The sequence below is a fragment of the Candidatus Villigracilis sp. genome, assembly GCF_057083605.1.
This window is the reverse complement of record NZ_JBXMTI010000116.1, coordinates 1-20617: the sequence shown is the minus strand read 5'-3', so window position 1 is coordinate 20617 and position 20617 is coordinate 1. Positions and strand designations below refer to the sequence as shown.

20 protein-coding genes and 1 tRNA gene are annotated in these 20617 nt (G+C 48.6%); 10 read left to right on the top strand and 11 right to left on the bottom strand.

All coding sequences use genetic code 11. From position 1 onward, the window contains the following. Positions 1-13 precede the first annotated feature (13 nt). Positions 14-301, bottom strand: a complete 288-nt coding sequence (locus AC14M5_RS17565) for a hypothetical protein (RefSeq protein WP_484030998.1) — start codon at positions 299-301, stop codon at positions 14-16. A gap of 386 nt (positions 302-687) precedes the next feature. Between AC14M5_RS17565 and AC14M5_RS17560 the strand changes: the two genes are divergently transcribed. Genes AC14M5_RS17560 through AC14M5_RS17530 form a run of 7 tightly spaced genes read left to right on the top strand, consistent with a single transcriptional unit; the run spans position 688 to position 7452 of the window. Then, on the top strand, positions 688-1242 hold the full coding sequence (locus tag AC14M5_RS17560; protein ID WP_484030997.1) for a cytochrome c3 family protein: 555 nt from the start codon (positions 688-690) through the stop codon (positions 1240-1242). A 20-nt stretch (positions 1243-1262) separates the two neighbouring features. After that, positions 1263-3449, top strand: a complete 2187-nt coding sequence (locus tag AC14M5_RS17555) for a molybdopterin-dependent oxidoreductase (protein WP_484030996.1) — start codon at positions 1263-1265, stop codon at positions 3447-3449. A 5-nt stretch (positions 3450-3454) separates the two neighbouring features. Then, positions 3455-4189, top strand: coding sequence for a 4Fe-4S dicluster domain-containing protein (locus tag AC14M5_RS17550; protein WP_484030995.1), 735 nt, complete (start codon positions 3455-3457; stop codon positions 4187-4189). Positions 4190-4191: 2 nt separating this feature from the next. After that, the gene (nrfD, locus tag AC14M5_RS17545) at positions 4192-5646 is read left to right on the top strand and encodes an NrfD/PsrC family molybdoenzyme membrane anchor subunit (protein ID WP_484030994.1); all 1455 of its coding nucleotides are present in this window, start codon (positions 4192-4194) and stop codon (positions 5644-5646) included. Positions 5647-5655: 9 nt separating this feature from the next. Beyond that, a complete protein-coding gene (locus AC14M5_RS17540; protein ID WP_484030993.1) occupies positions 5656-6192 on the top strand; it encodes a quinol:electron acceptor oxidoreductase subunit ActD in 537 nt (178 codons plus the stop codon). After that, a complete protein-coding gene (locus AC14M5_RS17535) occupies positions 6189-6746 on the top strand; it encodes a c-type cytochrome (protein WP_484030992.1) in 558 nt (185 codons plus the stop codon). Before AC14M5_RS17540 ends, AC14M5_RS17535 begins: the two co-directional genes overlap by 4 nt. Positions 6747-6759: 13 nt before the next feature. After that, complete coding sequence (locus AC14M5_RS17530; RefSeq protein ID WP_484030991.1) at positions 6760-7452, top strand: hypothetical protein; 693 nt, start codon at positions 6760-6762, stop codon at positions 7450-7452. A 145-nt stretch (positions 7453-7597) separates the two neighbouring features. On the opposite strand, the gene AC14M5_RS17525 is transcribed toward AC14M5_RS17530, so the two are convergent. The 4 genes from AC14M5_RS17525 to AC14M5_RS17510 all read right to left on the bottom strand — a co-directional run bounded on the left by AC14M5_RS17525 (position 7598) and on the right by AC14M5_RS17510 (position 12186). Beyond that, positions 7598-7684 (bottom strand) — tRNA-Ser (locus AC14M5_RS17525). 112 nt (positions 7685-7796) lie between these two features. Then, entirely contained in the window at positions 7797-9698 is a 1902-nt protein-coding gene (locus AC14M5_RS17520; protein WP_484030990.1) for a hypothetical protein, read from the bottom strand. 289 nt (positions 9699-9987) lie between these two features. Beyond that, positions 9988-11088 carry a hypothetical protein gene (locus AC14M5_RS17515; RefSeq protein ID WP_484030989.1) on the bottom strand — a complete coding sequence of 367 codons (1101 nt, stop codon included), beginning with the start codon at positions 11086-11088 and terminating at the stop codon, positions 9988-9990. Positions 11089-11265: 177 nt separating this feature from the next. Beyond that, positions 11266-12186 carry a formylglycine-generating enzyme family protein gene (locus AC14M5_RS17510; protein ID WP_484030988.1) on the bottom strand — a complete coding sequence of 307 codons (921 nt, stop codon included), beginning with the start codon at positions 12184-12186 and terminating at the stop codon, positions 11266-11268. A gap of 129 nt (positions 12187-12315) precedes the next feature. Here AC14M5_RS17510 and AC14M5_RS17505 point away from each other — a divergent pair, with 129 nt between their 5' ends. Beyond that, positions 12316-13020 carry a LamG domain-containing protein gene (locus AC14M5_RS17505; protein WP_484030987.1) on the top strand — a complete coding sequence of 235 codons (705 nt, stop codon included), beginning with the start codon at positions 12316-12318 and terminating at the stop codon, positions 13018-13020. A 96-nt stretch (positions 13021-13116) separates the two neighbouring features. Here AC14M5_RS17505 and AC14M5_RS17500 read toward each other — a convergent pair whose 3' ends face one another. The 6 genes from AC14M5_RS17500 to AC14M5_RS17475 form a co-directional block, all read right to left on the bottom strand. After that, positions 13117-15315: a sortase domain-containing protein gene (locus tag AC14M5_RS17500; RefSeq protein WP_484030986.1), complete on the bottom strand. Its 2199-nt coding sequence runs from the start codon at positions 15313-15315 to the stop codon at positions 13117-13119. 134 nt (positions 15316-15449) lie between these two features. Continuing rightward, a complete protein-coding gene (locus tag AC14M5_RS17495) occupies positions 15450-16463 on the bottom strand; it encodes an electron transfer flavoprotein subunit alpha/FixB family protein (protein WP_484030985.1) in 1014 nt (337 codons plus the stop codon). After that, positions 16460-17230 carry an electron transfer flavoprotein subunit beta/FixA family protein gene (locus AC14M5_RS17490; protein ID WP_484030984.1) on the bottom strand — a complete coding sequence of 257 codons (771 nt, stop codon included), beginning with the start codon at positions 17228-17230 and terminating at the stop codon, positions 16460-16462. The genes AC14M5_RS17495 and AC14M5_RS17490 overlap by 4 nt, the downstream gene beginning before the upstream one ends. 23 nt (positions 17231-17253) lie before the next feature. Further along, positions 17254-17724 (bottom strand): hypothetical protein, encoded by a 471-nt coding sequence (locus tag AC14M5_RS17485; RefSeq protein ID WP_484030983.1) that lies wholly within the window; start codon positions 17722-17724, stop codon positions 17254-17256. Between the two features lie 26 nt (positions 17725-17750). Further along, positions 17751-18029, bottom strand: a complete 279-nt coding sequence (locus AC14M5_RS17480) for a hypothetical protein (protein WP_484030982.1) — start codon at positions 18027-18029, stop codon at positions 17751-17753. 63 nt (positions 18030-18092) lie between these two features. Continuing rightward, entirely contained in the window at positions 18093-19301 is a 1209-nt protein-coding gene (locus AC14M5_RS17475; protein ID WP_484030981.1) for an acyl-CoA dehydrogenase family protein, read from the bottom strand. 175 nt (positions 19302-19476) lie between these two features. Here AC14M5_RS17475 and AC14M5_RS17470 point away from each other — a divergent pair, with 175 nt between their 5' ends. Both AC14M5_RS17470 and AC14M5_RS17465 read left to right on the top strand, forming a co-directional pair. Then, positions 19477-19731: a glutaredoxin family protein gene (locus AC14M5_RS17470; protein WP_484030980.1), complete on the top strand. Its 255-nt coding sequence runs from the start codon at positions 19477-19479 to the stop codon at positions 19729-19731. A gap of 1 nt (position 19732) precedes the next feature. Further along, positions 19733-20005 carry a co-chaperone GroES gene (locus tag AC14M5_RS17465; protein WP_484030979.1) on the top strand — a complete coding sequence of 91 codons (273 nt, stop codon included), beginning with the start codon at positions 19733-19735 and terminating at the stop codon, positions 20003-20005. The last annotated feature ends 612 nt before the right edge of the window (positions 20006-20617 follow it).

The window sequence follows — 20617 nt, the reverse complement described above, 5'->3', positions numbered from 1 at the left end:
AGCGGAATTTTTTTTATTTCTTTTTTTTGCGAAACAAAAGGGGCGTGATGACGATCACCACGATGACAATGCCCATCACCAGGATGCCATCTGTTGAGCCGATCTCAGATTTGTCCTCCACACCTGGGGTGGGAGTGATTTGTTGTATCACCGAGACCGCATCCGTATTTTGCGCAAATGCAACTGGCTTGTTAAAATTTGTGATCACCAGGGCAAAGACAAGGATGACGAACAATGAGACGAGGATTCCAAAAATATGATTTGCTTTCATCATTTTGTTAGTTATAATTGTATCACGCATCAAAAGTCCATAATTTAGCCCTTATATGTACTTTTTTACACGTTCGATGTATAATCCGCCGAGTTATTTGCTGGCGGGGTTCAGCAATTGTTATTATGGAGAGTGTCATGGAAGTATTCATGAAAGTAATATTACCTATTCTCGTCCTGATGGTCGTCGGGACGGGTTTTATGTATATTCATATCATGCTGCATTCTCTTCATGCTTTTGTTTTCGTTACATTAGAATAAGTAATTTAGCCTTCGCCGCCGTATTCATATCGGCGGCGTTGCGCTTACAGAGTACTGCGTAATTGGTTAGACCAAAATCTTTATTACTACCTGCATTTTCGCATTTGAAAATTCAGAAACGATGCGAGAAGCAGTAAGTCCATTTCAGGAGCATCCATGATCAAAAGAATTTTTGACTGGCTGATACAGCCTCTCGGTCTGATCGCGGTGGGGATCGCTTTCCTGGCGCTGTTCAGTTTGGTGGCATACGGTCTTTATACGACCCAACAGCCGCCTGCACAGCCCATTCAATTTCCTCATCGGACTCATGTTGCCTTTGGCATCCAGTGTTTATACTGCCATCCAGGCGCGTCGAAGGGCCCTTCAGCGGGCATCCCCTCACAGGCAAAATGCTGGGGCTGCCATAACCAGATCGCCAAAACAGAGACCAGCGCACTTCTTGCCCCATTGAAGAATGCGGTGGAGAGCGGCACACCCATTGAATGGGTTCCTGTGGCTCAGGTGCCGGATTTCGTTCAGTTCAATCATCGGGCACATATTGCGGCAGGGAAGAATTGCGAAGATTGCCACGGTGACATGTCCAAAGTGACCATTGCGGAAAATCCGCAGGTGTTCAATATGGGGTGGTGTTTGAATTGTCACATTGAAACGGCTGGTGAAGATCAGGAAAAACTGGTCAAACTCAGCGACTGTGGCACTTGTCATTATTAGACCGGGCGAAAGGAATCAATATGAGCGAACAATTTTCCCGGCGTGATTTTCTAAAACTGGCTGGTGTAGGCGCGGCAACCACTGCCATCCTCACCGGTTGTGGGCCTGCCTCGCGTTATGTCAAGCGTGAACCGTATATGCAGATGCCCGAATACAACTATAACGGCCAGAGCACTTATTACGCCACAACATGCCGCGAATGTGCGGCCGGATGCGGACTCATCGTCCGCACCATGCAAGGCCGCGCGATCAAGACCGAGGGCAATGCGGATAATCCGCTTAACCTTGGCAAGACCTGCGCGCGCGGGCAGGCAACCCTGCACGGTTTATACAATCCAGACCGAGTCACTGACCCGCTGAAACGCAGTTCACGCGGTAGCGACTCCACACAAAATATGGATTGGGATGCCGCTATTCAAGTAGTGGCTGACGCTCTCAAAAATAACAAGCCTGAAGAGATCGCCTTCTTAATGGGCATGGCTCCCGATCATCTCTTTGACCTGGTAACTGATCTTGCCAATACAACCGGCATGAATGCCCCTGTTCGTTTTGGTGCTTTAGGCATGTTCGAAGCCCGCGCCACGTTGAGCAAAGCCGCGGAGAATCTTTTCGGTGAAGCCAGCCTGCCTTTCTTTGATGTGGGTGGGGCGCAGGTGGTCTTCTCTTTTGGCGCAAACTTCCTTGAAACCTGGCTCTCGCCCGTTTCCTACACTCGTGGGTTTGCTGGCCTGCGCGAAGCCAAAACCAAACAACGCGGAAAATTTGTGCAGTTCGAATCACGCATGTCTCAAACGGGTGGCAAGGCGGATGAATGGATCCCGCTTCGCCCCGGGACTGAGGCTCTGGTTGCGCTTGCAATCGGCAAACTCGCCTCTGAGATTCGCGGCGGCCCTGAACCCCGCGCTTTCGCAGGTGTGGACCCAATCGATGTTGCATCGAAATCAGGCATCAAACTTGAAACCCTCGAGCACCTAGCCGAGATGTTCGCCAGCTCCACTGGTGCGCTTGCCATTCCCGGCGGTGCGGCGCTGGGGCAGAGTAATGGCCTCGCTGTTGCTGAGGCCGTTCTTGCCTTGAATGCCATCTCTGATAATTTCGGCAAACCCGGCGGCGTATATCTCTCAGCCCTTGCTCCAAACCAGACAGAATATCAGCGCCCTGCTTCTGCTCAGGAAATGCAGGAACTTGTCCAAAAGATGAGTGATGGCAAGATCAAAGTGCTGTTTGTGCACGGCGTCAATCCGCTCTTTGAATTGCCGGCCTCGCTTGATTTTGGCGGAGCGAGCAAATATGTTTTGCAGATCATTTCATTTGCAACCTTCCCGGATGAAACCGCGCTCGAAGCAGATTATGTCTTCCCCGATCATCATGGACTTGAATCCTGGGGTTACCAGCGTGTAGCTACCGGCTCTGCTCAACCTGTATTATCAGGTGCACAGCCAGTCGTCTCACCTTATTACAACACCCGCGCAACTGCAGATGTATTGATCGCTGCGGCTCAATTGGCTGGCGGTAAATTTGTGGAAGCGCTTCCATTCAAGGATGAAGTCGAATTCCTGCAAAGCAAAGTTAGTCTTTTGATGAGCGAAGCAGATGGCTCCATCTCGGCGCTGGATGTCCCTACTTTCATGGCTTATTTCCAGCAGCATGGCGGCTATTGGAAGTTATCTGATGCGCGCGGTGTTCCCAGTGCGGCGGATGTGCTCAACCGTAACATCGCCGCTGAAGAAGCGGAGTTTGCCGGCGAGGGCGAGTTCTTCTTCGTCCCATTCGTTTCGCCGACTTTGGCCGAAGCTGGCGCGAACAAACCCTGGTTACAGGAATTGCCCGACCCCACCACCACTGTCATGTGGAATACATGGGTTGAGATGAACCCCGCCACCGCCCATGAACTTGGAATCGAGAATGACGATGTGGTGAAGATCGTGAGTGAGGCCGGGGAGTTGGAAGTGCCCGTTTATTTGTACCCAGCTATCCGCCCCGATACGATCGCGATGCCATTTGGTCAGGGCCACACTGCTTATGGCAGATATGCTGAAAATCGCGGCGTCAATCCCACTGATCTGATTGGTCAACACTTTAATGAGGCCGGTGATCTGGCTTTTGCTGGTATGAAAGTCAAAGTTGAAAAGACCGGTAAAACGAAACCGCTTTCGCGCCTCGAAAGTCTGATGGGCGTGTATCGCATTGGTCTCGGCGAGGAGTAATAATCATGGCGATTGAATTAAAAGTTTCCGAAGTAAAAATGGGTGAAGAGCATGTTGGCAAGTGGGGTATGGTTATCGACCAGGATATTTGCACCGGCTGCCAGGCTTGTGTGGCGGCCTGTGCGATGGAAAATAACCTTTCCTTTGTTGGTGAAAAAGATGCGGGCTATGGCCGCACGATGCATTGGATTCGCATCGAACGCTTTTGGGAGGGTGAATATCCCGAAGTGAAGATGACGCCCAACCAGCCGATGATGTGCCAGCAATGTGGCAGCGCACCTTGCGAGCCGGTCTGCCCTGTGTTTGCAACCACGCATTCACAAGCCGAACAACTGAATTTGCAGACCTATAACCGATGCGTGGGCACGCGTTATTGTGGTAATAACTGCCCGTATCAAGTTCGCTCCTTTAACTGGCGCGATTATGAACGCCCCGAACCTCTGCCTAATCAATTTAATCCTGATGTTACTGTCCGACGCAAGGGTGTGATGGAAAAATGCACCTTCTGCATCCAGCGCATCCACAAGGCGCAGGATAAGGCAAAATCAGAAGGCCGCGAAGTTGTAGATGGTGAATTCACCACCGCTTGCGCTCAAGCCTGTCCTGCAAATGCCATCACGTTTGGGCGTGTGGACGACCCCAAAAGCCTTGTTTCTCAATTGGGGAAGCAAACTCACGGTATAAAGCATCTTGAAGAACTTGGCACGCTTCCCAACGTGACCTACTTCAAGGGAGGGTAATTATGGCTGGATATAACAAACAAGCAGAGAATGTTCACGCTGAAAGTGGGCATCATGGCCACAGCGAGGAACATCTCCGTGAAAAGCATTTGATGCTCGACCCGCTTCCGCGCGGTCAAATGAATGAAATGGTGATGGAATCCATGCATACTACCTCATGGAAATTCTGGGTGGTCTTTGCGGTCTTGAGTGTGATCGTTGCTGTATGCCTGTTTTACGACTGGGGTGTATTGATTGTAGAGGGCCAGGGAGTGGCCGGTGTGATGCGCCCGGACTATTGGGGCATTTTCCTGGTCAACACCGTGTTCTGGATCGGTATCAGCCACGCGGGGACGTTCATCTCCGCCATCCTGCGCGTGTTCAAGGCTGAGTTCCGTCGTCCATTCACTCGTGCCGCAGAGTTGATGACCACCTTCGGTTTGGTGCAGGCTGGTTTCAGCATCTTTATGCACATGGGCCGTGTGTGGCTGGCCTACTGGCTTTTCCCGTATTCCAATCAGCGTATGTTGTGGCCCAACCTCCATTCCCCACTTTCCTGGGACCTGCTGGCCATCACAACATACTTACTTTCATCCACAATGTATCTGTTCCTGCCGCTTATCCCAGACCTCGCAATGGCGCGTGACCGCACTACCACTGGCTGGCGCAAAACCTTCTATAAGGTTCTCGCGCTTGGCTTCCGCGGCACAGAGGGTGAGTGGACACATCTTCGCCATGCGATGAACATCTTTGCATTTGCGATCATCCCGGTCATGTTCTCGGTACATACCATCGTGTCTTGGGACTTCGCCGCTGCAACCCGTCCCGGCTGGAACTCTACCATCTTTGGGCCATACTTCGTAGTTGGCGCTCTTCATTCGGGTATGGGCGCAGTCATTATGGTACTGGCAGTTGTGCGAGGCACCATGAAAAATATGAAATACTTCATTCGGCCTGAACACTTTGAAGCCATCGCTAAACTTATGCTGATCATCTCCATGGCTTGGGCGTATTTCTTCTTCAATGACTATATGGTGCAATGGTATGGCGGTGACAAGTGGACAAAACAATTGTTGCACTTCCACGAAGCCGGTCCCATGGGCTGGATGTGGTTCGCCATGCTTATCTTCAATGTCGCAATTCCCTGGGCTGTACTATGGAATGTCAAATGGCGCTCCACACCCTGGATCGTTTTCACGGTTGGTTTGCTGATCAATGTCGGTATGTGGTTCGAGCGTTACATCATCATCCCTGTTTCTGTCAGCATCAATCGTATGCCGTTCACCTGGCGTTTGTATCAACCCGGTATTGAAGTTCCGATGAGTATTGGCACGCTTGCTTTTTTCATCCTGCTTTATATGGCGGCATCCAGACTGATACCACTCATTCCAGTTTGGGAAGTGCAGGAAGGCCAAATGGCGCACGAACTCAAGAAATTTGGACGCGAGACCGTTGTCACGGTCAGCGAATTGGAGTAGGAGGACGAAATGGCTGAATCTGAAATTGTAGATTTGTTGGCGGTCTTTCCTGACCTCGAACCTGCTGCCGATGCGATAGACCACCTCCGCTCCATCGGCGTTCACGATGACTGCATGAACGTCATTTCGGGCATCCCCGTTACTGAAGCCATGCTCGGGCGTCCGAACCAATGGACAAACGTTCCTCGCATTGCCCTTGGAGGTGCAGCCTTGGGGTTTTTAGGAGGATTCTTCCTTGCCTATATTGTCCCATTCCTTTATCCGTACCCTATTCAGGTAAGTAGTCAATCGTTCACCCCCGGTCCTCCCACTGTCGTTGTGTTGTTCGAATTGACCATGCTTGGCATGTTACTCTCCACTTTCCTTGGTGTATTTTTAGACAGCTTCTTCCCGAATTATCGCCCGATGAAGTATGTACCTGAGGTTAGTGATGGGAAGATTTGTATCCTGGTTGAATGCCCGCATGTTGAAGAAAAGAAAATTACGGATGCCCTGAAAAAAATGGGTGCTGAATCCGTGAAGCCTGCGGAGGCGTTACACCTATGAGACTCTTTAAACAACTTGTTGTCGTATCTGCGGCACTTGTCGTGCTTGTTGCCGTATTGGCGATCTTTGCATACGATGTGATCAAAATTGACTGGGTCGTCTTCATGGAAATCCAGGACTCCTATGGCGCCCAGGAAGCTCCATTACCTGTGCCCGCACAATCCATTCCGATAGAAGGCCCCGCTTATATTCCCGGTGAGGGCGCTCCCGCCAACCCCGTGCCCGCAGATGAAACATCCATTGCACGCGGCGCACAACTTTACGCCATTCACTGTCAGATGTGCCACGGTGATGCAGGCCAGGGAAATGGAACGATCTCCGCTTTCCTGGTCAAGAAGAAACCAGCCGACCTCACCAGTGAACTGGTTCAGAGCAAGAGCGATGGCAGTTTGTTCCTTACCATTTCCAATGGCATATTTAACGCCAATAACACACTCTTCCCTGATATCGAATTCTCCGGGCAAATGCCGCCTCTGAACGAGAACCTCACCGTTCGTGAACGCTGGGATGTAGTTAATTACATCCGAACGCTCAAATCGGCAGAAGGGCAATAGGGAGACACTCATAATGAATGATGATGTAAGAAAATATATCTATGGCACCTTGGTAGTTTTTGTGTTTGGCCTGATTGCATGGGTTGGCTTTTTATATGTCAATTCATGTGGGTTTACATTAACTTGTAATCGCGGCGCGCAGGATGTTGAGCGAACACCCATCCCAACCCTCCTTCCAGCTACTCTGCCCGCCATGGATTCCACTGTAAGTGAAGTTGCTGTTCCCAGTCAGTGCCGCGTCGCCGCTGTGGATTTGATCGGCGCGTGGGTTACAGATGGTTCCTCTGAAACGGAAGCATTCCAATTTGTTGATATCAACGGCCAGAATTGCGAATCTACTTTCGAAGAAGTGAAACCCCTTTTCGTGGAAGCCAACCTTTGGTATTCTGGTTCGCTTTCCTGTGTCTCCTGCCACTCAGTGGATGTAGCCATCTCACCTGCGCAACTCGACTTAAGCAGTTATGCAGGAATCATTGCCGGTTCACGCCGCGCCGACGCCGAATCCAGCGGAACAGACATTCTCGGCGCTGGTAGTTGGGAATCATCCCTGTTGTATGAATTCATTTCCACCAGCAAAGCGGATGTACCCGGTCACACTGACATTAAAACAGACCTGCTGATCTTTGCGGGCACACCGCTCCCTGCTCCAGACCCAACGGCAACACCAACATTTGTGGTCAATGCAACAGCAACCCCCACTCCGTAAAAGTCAAAGTACAAAAGACCCGATCACAGACGATCGGGTCTTTTGTACTCAACTGGCGGAGAGGGGCGGGATTTGAATATTATCTCCTCAATGGAGGCCCGCGAACCTAAAACAAAAAGCCCCTCAAGAAGAGGAGCAATTCTAGCGGAGAGGGCGGGATTCGAACCCGCGAACCTTTGTGGGTTACACGCTTTCCAAGCGTGCGCGCTAAGCCAGACTACGCGACCTCTCCAATTTCAAGCTGGCGAAATTATACCATGTGTTTATTTGCGGGTAATTTTTTAAGGAAGGGCTATAAAGAGGGGGAATTCCAGGTAAAAAAATAACTTCCAAAGAAATATATCTTACTTTCCAATCACAAAACTTGCCTGAAATACTCCATAATTTCCTAGATTCTGATCATTATCCCAATTTCCACAGATGGAAAGAAGTTGTCCTGGCGTAGGCAATTCATCTGTCCTAATAATGACAAGTGCTTCCCTGTCAGTTTGAAGATCAAGTGCATAGAATAGAGTGCTTGAAGGGGTGATTGACTCCATAGCCTGGATGAGACTAATATCCGCCAGGCTATGTGAATTGCGCCGAAACTGACTGATGTGAAAACTTGGCATCCAATCCAAATAAACCAGATATTCCCGGGTTACGTTGACGTATGTGCCATCATCGTAACGGATGGTGATCATATCCATATCTGATGGACATGATGCAGCTTCGATTTGAGGCCGCTGACTGTTCGTTTTGATCAGAATTGGTGAGATTAATAGTGCAGTGATAAGCAATATGCTAAATTGGACCGCCAAATTTGATCGCTCCATATCAAGTCCAACTTGTGAAAAAATACGAAAATTGAGTCTGTCGCGGAGATATGCTGCTCCCATTGCAGGGAGAAGACCAAATATTGGAATAGTTGCTGCGTAAAGACGGACGCGATAAGCATCCGTTGGAGGGACAAAAGGCACAGACGCCAGCACACCCAATGCTGTCAGTACAGCCAGACTCGCATATTCATCTTTACGATCCTTTAACCATTTAACAATACCCATGCTGCACAGGAAATACATGCCCCAGCGTGCAATCTCATTGATAATAAAATTATCCCCTGCTATGAAAGCATATGCGTTGTACCATGTGCTCGAAAAAAACATCCTCCAATATTGAAACGCGCCTTTGACCAGTAATAAAGGGTTTTGAATGATCAAGTCAAGGGCGAGCTTATAAATAGCTCGGTTCTGTTCTTGTGCACCCAGGGAAAATACTTCAGGATGAGCTTGAAAGATATATGACCACGAATTTCCGCCTGAAGCCAGCCCGTAAAACGCCCATGAAAAATTTGCGAAGGCCACGCCATTTGGTCCGGCCAGAAACTTTATCATAAGAGTATTTAAGAAAAATACAAATGCGATTAGAACTCCGCCAATTATAAGGAACCTGGTTGAAATTTTTTTGTCTCCACGAAAATACCAGCCTCCCCAAAGAAGAAAAGCGGGCAAAACAAACATCGCTCCGGGTCGGATGTTCAAGGCGAATGTGGCAACGATTATTCCAAATACTACGAGCCACTCTTGGTTCATATATTTTCCCTGCCAGAGAAGCGCAATTCCCAATAAACTTACTGTTACTGTAAGTGATTCAGATAAGGTGGTGCCACTGTGAAGGCGGAAATACAAAAACATGGACATAAGGAAAATGATAGAAGGTTCCGTGCCATGTGTTTTTTGAATTTCTCTGGAAGCAATATAGGATGCCATACCCGCTAAAGCGGTGAGAATCCCAACCGCAGACATGAGATTTCGGCCTGTTATGCCCAATAAGAAGGAAAGGAATCCCGGAAAGAATGGGCGCATTGCTGAAAAATTGGAAATATCCATTCCGTTAAGGATACGTAATGCATCAATATAATAATTTGTAGCATCACTAACAGGGATAAGGCCGCTGATGACAATGGACTGAGTCAGACCGGAAGCCCATAGTCCCGCAAGAGGCATTGCAAAGAGTGCCAGGGTGGCGGTCATACCAACTAACTGGCCGATCTTTCCGGGAATTCGATAAGCCAGGTACATAAAAAGAGTAGTGATAAGTATCACCACTCCAAAACTTGTGCGCATGGATATGCTCAATGGACGCAGGAAATTTGGCGAACGGTTTTGCAGTATTGCGACATAAAAAACAATAGAGATGACCAGGCAAATGATTTGCCATACCAGGGGGTGGATTTTGTCAATTGATGTAAATGATTTAGTATTCATATTTAAGTTTGAAGATTATACACTCATCGCTCCCTGGAAAACTTCTCCTTTACATTTGGATAATGTAGGGGAGAAGAATAAGTCACTTTAATTGTTTACAGAAATTTAAGACATTAAGTAGCTATCTTTTTGCCAGAAGTCCAGTTCTAGTCGATTGCTGGACGCAGTTGATAAGTATATTGATACTCCGCTGGCGGGCTATATGCATTACTAAGTTTAAAAGATCACCCCGCCTGAAAATTGTTTCTTCAAGCGGGATGAGAAAGAATATTAACTTATGATAGTTATTTTATTTTGGGCCAACGTATTTACAAGAACAGCTTCCCGCATCCCAAGCGTAGGATGGGTCTGAAGTACAAGAGCTAATATCTGCATCTGTGGCTTGGCAACCCGATGGGCCGCCTGGGACCTCACCTGGCGCAACCGGGATAAATGCTTCGCACAATCCTGGTTCCTTCCCAGTCGGTTGGAAGCCAACCGCCATGCGGCAGGAGTTGTCAATCTCAGAAACTTCCTTGATCGGGTAATAGAACTCGAGTCCCTTATCCGCCGCACCAGCTTGCTCGTGGGTGAAATGATCGTTGATATCGAACAAGGCAGGATCAAGCAAGGACGAGCCCGCCCACATGTTGATGAGATATCTATTAGTATCTCCCAAAACAGATTTCTTTATAGCAACTTCTATAGTGTTTGCGTCGCTGGGTGAAATGCGAGCCCAGGCGGAATCAGGGTCATTGCCATGTTCCTGGTCGAATACCAGAAATTCAAAACCATCTCCGGCAACTGCATGTTCATCGGTAAGTGTTGGTAATTCACTGCCAACATCATTGTTTGCATCTTCAAAGATTTGCACCCCGTTCACATCCCAATCTGCCGATGTGGGCTTGGATGTGATGATCAGCCAGTCACCTTTTCCGTCAAGACTTGTATCAAGTTCAATTGCATATTTTCCTGCCACTTCACTGCTGGCATTAAGTTCTTTGATTTTGATGGTTCCAAAAATCCAGGTATCATCTTCAAAAACAGAAGTATCGACAATATCAAGCTGCGAAAAATAAATATCCATCGTGTTCGCATTGAAAGGACGTTCAAAACGTCCAAAAGTGAAGCGATCCCCTCCAACAAGAGTATTATTTGACAAAACAACTGACGAATCAAAATCGCCCGCCTGCCCGCTGCCTTGATCTGGGAGATTGACAGGGATGGTCTGATGCTCAACGGCCGTGGGCAACTCAGTTGGAGGAGCGCTTGGCTCGGTAACAACTCCTGTAGCCGCTACTTCTGATGGGACAGTTTCTGTAGCATCTGTGGAGGCGGGAAGCCCACATGCTGCTGCTGTTGCCATAAGGCTCAATAAAACGAAAACCATCTTTAAATTTTTCATTGACATTTATTTCTCCTTGATAAAATAAGATTTGTTTATCTTAACCCTGGGTTTGCAAAACAGTAATGAGAAAAAGGTACTTTTAGTACCAATGGTTGACTCGCCTCTCCATAAGGACTTAACTCAAACAACGCAGAAGATTTCATCAACCGCATTGTTTGAAAAAAGTTATTCTATTCCTTGTTATTTGGTTTCTGTACTTGCACTCTCAGCGCATCGAAAACCCCGGCTTAGCCCGGCGGATTGTGGTTCGTGCCGATAGCGGCTGGTGACTGCGATTTCGCGTCCATCTTCGTTATAGGAGCCGCTACGCATGGAGTTTTCTATTCCCATTTCGGGACCTTGAGGATTTTCATAAGGAGACGAAATGTAGTATTTCGGATCATACCAATCTCTGACCCACTCACGTGCATTCCCGGACATATTTAGCGCACCATATGGACTCGCTCCCAGAGGATAGCGATACACTGAAACAGCTTCGTAGATCATGCTCCCGCTGAAATTTGCGAGGCGCGGATTTGGTGCCTTATCCCCCCAGGGATACATGCGCCCATCCGTTCCGCGCGCGGCTTTCTCCCATTCTGCTTCGGTTGGTAAACGCCTGCCTGCCCATTGACAGTATTCGTCTGCCTGATACCAGGTGACATAGGTTACCGGGTGATTTCGATAGGCCCATTTATCATAATAAATATTGTCTGAAACCAGCCCTGTGCAACCCCCGCCTGCCATGCACTTCAGATACATGGCATTGCTTACTTCCACTTTATCAATCCAAAATGCATCCAGGAAAACAATGTGTTTAGGGGAATTAGCATCTTTATAGACGTCTCCTTTGCCCATCAAGAAATCGCCTTCTGGCACAAAGACCTGTACCATACCATCCAATTCGGAAATTTTTGCATCAATCGGTGTAATAGGTGACTTTCTTCCAAGATTGAAAGAGGCGAGATCCAAACGAATTCTTTCCATGGTCAATGTTTCGTTTTGATAGGCATGGTAGAAGCGGAGCGTGATATCCAGATTCGACACAGCAAGCCCTACCATTAAGATGATAAGAAACAATAATAGCGTGACATAAAAAACCTTATTTTTGAATAATTTCATTTCTATAATCTCTTTATTAATGGGGATAAGTTTTCTTGATTCTACACGGATTTGGAGCATCTTACGCGATTGAACCATAACAGGGAGATTCGAGTAAAATAATTCCAAATAGGATCAGGAGGCTGTGACATGACCAAGGCAAAACGCGAAAAGATGGATAAAGCGATCATTATCGCCTTAATTGGGTTGACTGGAACAGTAATAGCAGCCCTGTTGACCAGCCCGGCCTTTTGGAAATTATTCGAAGGGACGCCCACACCAGGGCCAACAAGTACCACAAATAGGGAACTCCGCCTGATCTTCGAAAATGATTTTGAGAATGGGCAGGTCAGCGGTTTTGCGTTTAGCAGCGAAGAGTGGCAGGTGACGAATGAGAAGGGGAATCAAGTGCTTGAAATGAGTGGGACAGGCAGCGGGAATACTACAGCCGTTTTTGGGCCCAACGATTTTTCAGATGGTGTCATCGAATTTCAAATTAACTACAAAAATTTTGATGGTTTTCTCTTGAATTTTCGCAGCTTTGACTCGCAAACTTACACCTTGTATTTAGCGCCCATAGGCGGAGAGATCAAATTGGGATACGGCAATGCGGCAAATAATTGGGACTTGGAAGCTTTTGAAGGCACCAGCACACGCCTGTTTGAGTTCAACGAGGGCGTTTGGTATACCGTGAAAATGGAAGCTGTGGGTGACAAAATAACAATTTCGGTGGATAACAATAAAATTCTTTCAAGCCAGGATTCAAGATTGCAGCAAGGCGAGTTGGAGTTTGCAGTTCAATATGATGGAACCGTACTTATCGATAATGTGAATGTGTGGGAATATAGCCGCTGATCCAGTGTGCAATAAGAGTTCCTACTTTACTTATATTTGTTAATGAAACTAACCCCGAAATAATCTTTCGGGGTTAGTTTTGCATAAAAGCTAATTTTATTTAACTTCCACCAGCACGGCGCGAACCACGCGACGGAAGAGGTAGGAATCGCTGAGAGGGTTGTAGCCCTGACAGGTGATGAGGGTCAGGAACGAATGATCTTCGAGATGTTCGAAGGCAAAGCTGGTGGTGTAAGGACGCGCGAGCCTTGAATTGCGCACTTCGAAGATGTATTGCTGACCAGACATGTGGACGATGATCTGGTTCCCATACTTGAGTTTCTTCAAATCCGCAAAGGGACCGGGCAGCCCATTTGAATCGGTGGTATGGGCAGTGATGACCGAGTTTCCCTCCCAGGAGGGGAAGGCAGTGCCATTCAGCCAGCCGGTGTCGTTGCCGAGCCAGTTGACGTTCCAGGTATTGTCCTTGTTTTGCGGCACGCCAACGATGGAGGACTTGACATTCAAAGCAGGGATTTCCAGCCAGATGTCACCGAGTTTCGAGTAGGCAAGGTCAGCGGGTTGAGGCTGCAGGGTAGTGACCTGATTGGGGGCAAAACCAGTTTTCGGCAAGGCAGAGGCACTGGTCCTTTCGGTGCGTGTGGATGTTACCGTGTCCACGGTGAAGTCGAAGGTGAAATCGGTGCCGGAGGTTGCTCCATTTCCTGCTAGGGCAACTCCTGCCAGATCGACTATGGAAGTTGTACCGCAGACAAAGAGACGGTAACTACCAACGGAAAGAGTGCCAAAATTGATAATGACAGTTGGATTAGCGTAGATAACACTGTTAGGGAGGACCACACTGTCATCACCGCCGATGGATGCCGTGCAAGAGGTGGTTTCCAGCACTCCATTTGAGCCTTTGTTGATGATTTTGTAGTTATTAGTGTTGGTAACATCATCCACGCCTGCGCCACCGCTCGAATTATCGACTTCTTCGCTGAAGGTAACAGTGAACGAATTGGGACTGGCGTTGTAACTGGCGTTCAAAGTGTGACTAACCACAGTGGGAGGCGCATTTACTGTATAGCGGGCGATGCGGTTTAATCCCGTTGTTGCGCCGCCCGCGGTTTGGGTGAAAACCCCTCCGATATATAGATCACCATTGACAGTCATGACCTCATATACAATACTATTCAAACCATTATCGGTCAGCGGGGACCATATGTTGCTGGTAAGGTCGTAAATAGCCGCGCGATTCAATCCTGTAGTTGCGCCGCTGCTGGTTTGGGTGAATTGCCCCACAATGGCAAGTTCACTTCCAATGGGAAGTATGGCGAACACGGCCTCGTCCAATCCATTATCCGTCAGTGTGGACCAGGTATTGGTACCGGTGTTGTATTTGGCGATGCGGTTCAAGCCCGTGGTTGCGCCGCCATTGGTTTGGGTGAAATAGCCGCCCACATACAAATCGCTTCCAATGAGGGTCAGGGTGGCAACTGTATTATTCATTCCACTGTCCGTCAATGCGGACCAGGTATTGGTAGCGGTGTTGTACCTGGCGATGCGATTCAGACCGGCGGTCACATTCGTGGAAGTTTGATTGAAATAACCTCCCACATACAAGTCGCTCCCAATGACAGCCAGGGCGATCGAGGTGCTATTCAGCCCATTCTCCGATAGCGCCGACCAGGCATTCGTGCCGGTGTTGTATCTGGCAATATTGTTTAAATTGGTGGTTGCGCCTGTGGATGTTTGGGTGAAATTACCCGCCACATACAGGTTGCTGCCAATGACCGTCATGGCGGCCACACTGCTGCCGCTCAAACCATTTTCAGCTAATGGCGACCAGGTATCGGTGAGGGTGTCATATTTGGCGATGCGATTCAAGCCTGTGGTTGCGCCACCACTTGTTTGAGTGAAAAAGCCGCCCACATACAGATCGGTTCCGACAGCGTACACAGTACTAACGATTGAATTCAACCCATTATCTGCCAGTGGTGACCAGGTATTGGTGAGGATATTATATTTGGCGATGTAGTTCAAACCCGTTGTCGCGCCGCCGGAGGTCTGGGTGAAATAGCCACCCACATACAGGTCGTTCCCGATGGCAACAATGGAGGACACCGGGTTATTCAATCCATTATCTGGCAAAGGAGACCAGGTATTTGCAGGGAATGCGGCGGGCTTGTAGTTGGAGCCGGTAACAGGGATTGCATCTGTGTTCGCGCGTGCCGGGGTGACGGTCACTGCGTTGCTGAGCAGGGAGAGCATAAGGGCAAGAACAATCAGTACATTGAATGAACGGGATTTCATCGGGCATCCTCCTAAATGAAACCTGACCAACTTTATCAGATTATAAAGGGCAAGTATGCCTTATGTAAAGGACAAAAAAGACCTCCGAGGTCATTTCGACTTCGGAGGTCTTTTTACGAATTACGTATTACGAATTACTTGCCAAGCTTCTTCTTCAACGCCTCCGTCAACGCAGGGAGAATCTGGAACAAATCTCCGACCACGCCGTAGCGGGCTTGCTTGAAGATGGGGGCATCGGCGTCCTTGTTGATGGCGACGATGACCTTGGCATTGCGCATACCGACCAAGTGCTGAATTGCGCCAGAAATACCGCAAGCAATATACAGGTCAGGCGCAACAACTTTACCGGTTTGCCCGACTTGATGGGCGTAGGTGATGTACCCGCCGTCCACTGCGGCTCGGCTTGCACCAACTGCGCCACCTAATAATGTCGCCAACTCGGTGACGAGGGCGAAGCCTTGCTGGGCGCGCCAGACTTCGGCTTGCTTTTCGTCCATGCCAGCAGGCGGAGTTAATGAAGGATTGTTTGAAACACCACGTCCGCCAGAGACGATGATGCCTGCGTCACCCAGGTTGACTGCATGTTCAGAAGCAGAATAACCTTCCACTGTTGATTTCGCTTCGCCTTTGGCTTCAACTTTTGTGATCGTGCCGCTTTTTCCTGCTTCATGACTCGGTTTCGGGAAGGCACGTCCGCGGATGGTTGCCAAGACAGGCTTGCCAGAGCAGACGGTTTTTTCCATCAACTTGCCCTCGTAGATGGGACGAGTCGCAACGAATGAATCGCCGTTCGCTTCGAAGCCTGTCACATCGGTCAGCACGCCTGTGTTCAAATCCACAGCAGACATGGCAGCCATTTCACGGGTACGGGTAGTCGTCGGAAACAGAATCAAGTTCGGGCTTTGAGAAGAAGCGAGCGCGGAGAGGGTGGAGGCATACGTTTCAGCGCGGTAATCCCCCAGTGAGGCATCATCCGCAACGAGCACTTCATCCGCGCCATATTCCAAAGCGGCTTTCGCTACTTCATTTACATTTGAACCAAACACCAACGCAACTGCGCTGCCAAAACTTTTTGCGAGGCCAAGCGCTTCCCACGATGACGGCTGCACTTCACCTTTGAAGTGATCGATATACACAAAAGTTTTCATAGAACTTTCTCCGCGATGATTTTGTCGGCAAGTTTTTCGGCGATCTCGGCCGGGCTTTCGCCAGTGATCATTTCGATGGCGGTTTCCTGCACGGGCGGGTTCATTAACTCTGTGCGCGTGACAATGGGCGCGGGTGCGGCGATACCCAAATCATTCAATGACCAAACAGGAATATTTGTTTTCGATGCTTTGCGGATGCCCATGAACGACGGATAGCGCGGCTCACCAATGCTTTGTACGACGCTGAGCACGGCGGGCAGATTTGCTTTGACGATTTGCCTGCCTTCTTCGATGACTCGTTCAACCTGCACGCTCCCACCGTCGACTTTGATCTGGCCCGCCAACCCAAGCATTGGCCACCCGAGGACTCTGGCTGTTTGGGCAGGAGTGAGTCCCGCGCCGTTGTCAAGAGTCTGCCGACCGAAGATGACCATATCTGCCTCGCCGATCTTTTGGATAGCAGCCGCAAGCACTTTCGCCGCGCCGACCGTATCAAGATCGTTCAACGCTGCATCCGAGACAAGGACGGCTTCATCCGCGCCCATGGCGAGCGCGTGTTTGAGCGCTTCCTTCGCGGACTCGGGCCCCACGCACAACGCAGTAACCGTTCCACCTGAAGTTTCCTTCTGCTGAAGCGCGCCTTCGACTGAGTACTCGTCGAACGGGTTGATGACCAAAGGCGCGTCCCCCCAAGATACCTGCCCGCCTTCGGCCTTGACTTTCGCCTCCGAGTCAGGGACTTGCTTGATACATGCGATGATTTTCAAGATGTACTCCTTGGACACAATGTCTACTGGTGATTTTTGCAATATTCAACGAAACTCGAAAAGGGGTCAACGCCAGATCTATTTTTCTTATACCAAGATTTTAGGTAATCCAAGTATCTTTGTATATCCCTGTTTTCGTAGATTCGTAGAAATTCATACCTGAAAAATTTCATTTCATTTTCGGAAATGTTTCCCGCAATACTTAAGTGGCATACCATATTGGCAACGCTTAATAATTTGTCAGTTTTTTTCTCTATTTCTGACCCATGAAACTTATCTCTGTACTTAAAAGTTGAATATTCGATTTTATAAAAAACTTCGCGCAGGTCTTGATCATCGAACCAAGTAGTGTATAAATCCTTGAAGAAGACTGCGCTTTGCGTTTTGTGCCCCTCTCGAAGTTGTTTGTAAGTAAAACCGAGGCTCACTATTGCAATCATCAATAATACGATGTCAATAATATCTGCAATGCAAAAGGCTTTTAGAAACTCCATTTTCACTCCTATAAACAGCTGCAAGATTATCCTAGATACGCCATCACCATTAACAAATCCGCACCAAGAACTGCCACAATCCCAAGTAGACTGAACGCTTTCTGCCAAAATAACCAACTCCGCTTATTTTCCAGCCGTTTCAAAAAGAAGCTCTTGAACGGGTAAGGAGTCTTTTCGTTGGTGAGGCTGTTGTACAAGTCCTTGTAGTATTCATCTGTTTTGAACCAAAGTTTGTAGCTGTTCGAGAGGAACAGCAAACTAAAGAGCAGGAAAACGAGCACAAAGGCAAATGGAGGTTTGGTCATTGGCGTTTGAAGGTTGGCAAGTTAAAACGTTTGAACGTTCTAACTTGATAACTTTCTAACCGGTTAGCTTTGCCACACTTTCTCATCATATGCGGGCGCTTCGCAGCGGAGTGGTTTGTCTTCACGCAGGCCTAGGGCATAGCCTGCCTGGATCAAGACCTGCACTTCACTTGAGCCTTCGTAGATCATTGCGCCTTTGGAGTTGCGCAGATAACGCTCTACATCGTACTCGTCACTGTATCCGTACGCACCGTGGATTTGAATTGCTTCGTTCGCGGCAGAGAATGATGCCTCGGTAGCGAATTTCTTCGCGAAGGATGTCTCGCGTGTGCAGCGCTTGCCTTGGTTTTTCAACCAGCCTGCTTGCAGATAAAGCAAGCGTGCGATCTCATAATCCTGTGACATTTTCGCGATCTTCTCTTGAATGAGTTGATGTTCACTGATAGGCTTGCCAAAGGTCTTGCGCGTCTTTGCATAGCTGATGCTTGCTTCCAAACTTGCACGGATAATACCAGTCGCGCCAGATGCCACTGTATAACGTCCATGGTCAAAGCCAGACATGGTGATCTTGAATCCCTCGCCTTCCTCACCAATGCGGTTTGCAACGGGGACTTTCACATCGGTAAATGAAAGCCAGCCTGTTGCACCAGCGCGCACACCCAGCTTGCCGTGCAAGTCGCCCCGCTTCACGCCTTCGCTGTGCAAGTCTACGATAAAAGTGGAAAGCCCTTCGGAAGGCTTACGGGTGGATGAATTCGTTTTAACGGTAACAAGCGCGAGGTCCGCTTTGGATGCGAGGGAGATCCACATCTTTTCGCCATTGAGAATGTAATGGTCGCCGTCACGTTTTGCAGAAGTCACCATCGCCGCCACATCCGAGCCCATGCCTGGTTCGGTGAAAGCACCGCATCCCAGCATTTCGCCTTTCGCCAATGGAACCAGGAACTTCTGTTTCTGCTCCTCCGTTCCCCATTGAAAGAGAGTCATCGAACAAAGACCCGTATGCACAGACATCGCCACGCGCAGGGAAGTGTCGACTGCTTCGAGCTCTTCGCAGGCCAGACCCCATGAGATGTAATCCATGCCCGCGCCACCATAACGGACGGGGAAGCAGATGCCAAGGATGCCAAGCTCGCCCATACGTTTGAGTGCGAAGGGGATCGGTTCCTGCTTGCGGTCATACTCTTTGATAACAGGGGTAATTTCTTTTTGGGCAAAATCCCGCACCATTTTTTGCGCCATTTGATGTTCTTGCGAAAGGGAAAAATCCATGTGTAATTTCCTCGATATGAGATTTGTGTATTATATCCCAAACTGTTAAAACCTACCGCTCGGTAGGGAGAATCGGGAAAATCGCAAAAATCATATATAACATTAATATTTCATAGTGTAATATATTTTTGTACAACCTCGTCTTGGGTAAATCAAATTTTTTGGAGGTATTTGAATGACAGATCAGAAAGTCCAGCCCAAAGTTGTGGTGTTTAGCACACCGACTTGCTCATTTTGCAGCATGGCGAAGAGTTATTTCCGCGAAAAGGGCATCAAGTTCACAGACGTTGATGTCAGCCGCGACCAGGCCGCCGCACGCGATATGGTGCGCCGCTCCGGTCAAATGGGCGTCCCTGTGATCGACATCGGTGGAAAGATCGTGGTGGGGTTCAACCGCCCGCAGATCAACTCACTACTGGGAATCAATTAATATGGCGAAGATCAACATTCAACCCCTAGGGACTCGCATCCTCGTCCAGCCTTTGGAGCAGGAAAATAAAACCGCTTCGGGCCTGCTGTTGCCTGATACTGCAAAAGAGAAGCCTCAAACGGGACAGGTTGTCGCAATCGGCGAAGATGAGAGTATTAAGCTCAAACCGAAGGATAAAGTCCTGTTTGCCAAATACAGCGGCACTGAATTTAAATATGATGGGGTAGACTACCTTTTACTTGAGGCCAGTGACGTACTGGCACGTTTGAATTAATGAACCCCTATGCAGTGCGACGCATCCTTGCGAAACATACCTTAAATAAAAAAGCCCGACGCGTCTTTCGATGTGCGTCGGGCTAGGGGATGGGGCTGTCATCCATCATTGTTCTTGAACTCCCATGTTGCTGAGTTCATCCGGGCTGTACTGGGCAACGAACAGATCTGAACCAGCCAGGGCGAGCAATAGTACGCTGACAGCTACTGCTAGTACGAACATAATGCAACTCCTTTCTTCATAAACAATATAACGATTCTGAAAGTTAAAAGATACATCCCCTAACAGTACTGTTAAGAATGTACGCAGATTGCAAACTAGTTTGACCCTTACAAAGCAATTTGTGCTTGTGAGCAACAAGCATAGCAAAGGGCGGTCCTAGCTAAATCGCTTTTAATCAAGGTGACCAAGATAAATGAGATTGAAAAAGCCAGAACCCACACACCAAATTTCAACTTAGATGCTAATTCAATACTTTGATGCCCTAAGGATTTTGCAACACAGCAGACACAACAATGCGATGAATATCCACCAGGTATGGGTGGCATGAGATCAGCGTCACTCTGGCATCCGGCGTAGGAGCCATAACCTCGACTGCACTTGGATCGACCA

What these genes read in the sequence shown, in the direction of transcription:
- AC14M5_RS17565 (WP_484030998.1), bottom strand. Translation starts at nt 301, where the DNA reads ATGCGTGATACAATTATAACTAACAAAATGATGAAAGCAAATCATATT.
- AC14M5_RS17560 (WP_484030997.1), top strand. Translation starts at nt 688, where the DNA reads ATGATCAAAAGAATTTTTGACTGGCTGATACAGCCTCTCGGTCTGATC.
- AC14M5_RS17555 (WP_484030996.1), top strand. Translation starts at nt 1,263, where the DNA reads ATGAGCGAACAATTTTCCCGGCGTGATTTTCTAAAACTGGCTGGTGTA.
- AC14M5_RS17550 (WP_484030995.1), top strand. Translation starts at nt 3,455, where the DNA reads ATGGCGATTGAATTAAAAGTTTCCGAAGTAAAAATGGGTGAAGAGCAT.
- nrfD (WP_484030994.1), top strand. Translation starts at nt 4,192, where the DNA reads ATGGCTGGATATAACAAACAAGCAGAGAATGTTCACGCTGAAAGTGGG.
- AC14M5_RS17540 (WP_484030993.1), top strand. Translation starts at nt 5,656, where the DNA reads ATGGCTGAATCTGAAATTGTAGATTTGTTGGCGGTCTTTCCTGACCTC.
- AC14M5_RS17535 (WP_484030992.1), top strand. Translation starts at nt 6,189, where the DNA reads ATGAGACTCTTTAAACAACTTGTTGTCGTATCTGCGGCACTTGTCGTG.
- AC14M5_RS17530 (WP_484030991.1), top strand. Translation starts at nt 6,760, where the DNA reads ATGAATGATGATGTAAGAAAATATATCTATGGCACCTTGGTAGTTTTT.
- AC14M5_RS17520 (WP_484030990.1), bottom strand. Translation starts at nt 9,698, where the DNA reads ATGAATACTAAATCATTTACATCAATTGACAAAATCCACCCCCTGGTA.
- AC14M5_RS17515 (WP_484030989.1), bottom strand. Translation starts at nt 11,088, where the DNA reads ATGTCAATGAAAAATTTAAAGATGGTTTTCGTTTTATTGAGCCTTATG.
- AC14M5_RS17510 (WP_484030988.1), bottom strand. Translation starts at nt 12,186, where the DNA reads ATGAAATTATTCAAAAATAAGGTTTTTTATGTCACGCTATTATTGTTT.
- AC14M5_RS17505 (WP_484030987.1), top strand. Translation starts at nt 12,316, where the DNA reads ATGACCAAGGCAAAACGCGAAAAGATGGATAAAGCGATCATTATCGCC.
- AC14M5_RS17500 (WP_484030986.1), bottom strand. Translation starts at nt 15,315, where the DNA reads ATGAAATCCCGTTCATTCAATGTACTGATTGTTCTTGCCCTTATGCTC.
- AC14M5_RS17495 (WP_484030985.1), bottom strand. Translation starts at nt 16,463, where the DNA reads ATGAAAACTTTTGTGTATATCGATCACTTCAAAGGTGAAGTGCAGCCG.
- AC14M5_RS17485 (WP_484030983.1), bottom strand. Translation starts at nt 17,724, where the DNA reads ATGGAGTTTCTAAAAGCCTTTTGCATTGCAGATATTATTGACATCGTA.
- AC14M5_RS17480 (WP_484030982.1), bottom strand. Translation starts at nt 18,029, where the DNA reads ATGACCAAACCTCCATTTGCCTTTGTGCTCGTTTTCCTGCTCTTTAGT.
- AC14M5_RS17475 (WP_484030981.1), bottom strand. Translation starts at nt 19,301, where the DNA reads ATGGATTTTTCCCTTTCGCAAGAACATCAAATGGCGCAAAAAATGGTG.
- AC14M5_RS17470 (WP_484030980.1), top strand. Translation starts at nt 19,477, where the DNA reads ATGACAGATCAGAAAGTCCAGCCCAAAGTTGTGGTGTTTAGCACACCG.
- AC14M5_RS17465 (WP_484030979.1), top strand. Translation starts at nt 19,733, where the DNA reads ATGGCGAAGATCAACATTCAACCCCTAGGGACTCGCATCCTCGTCCAG.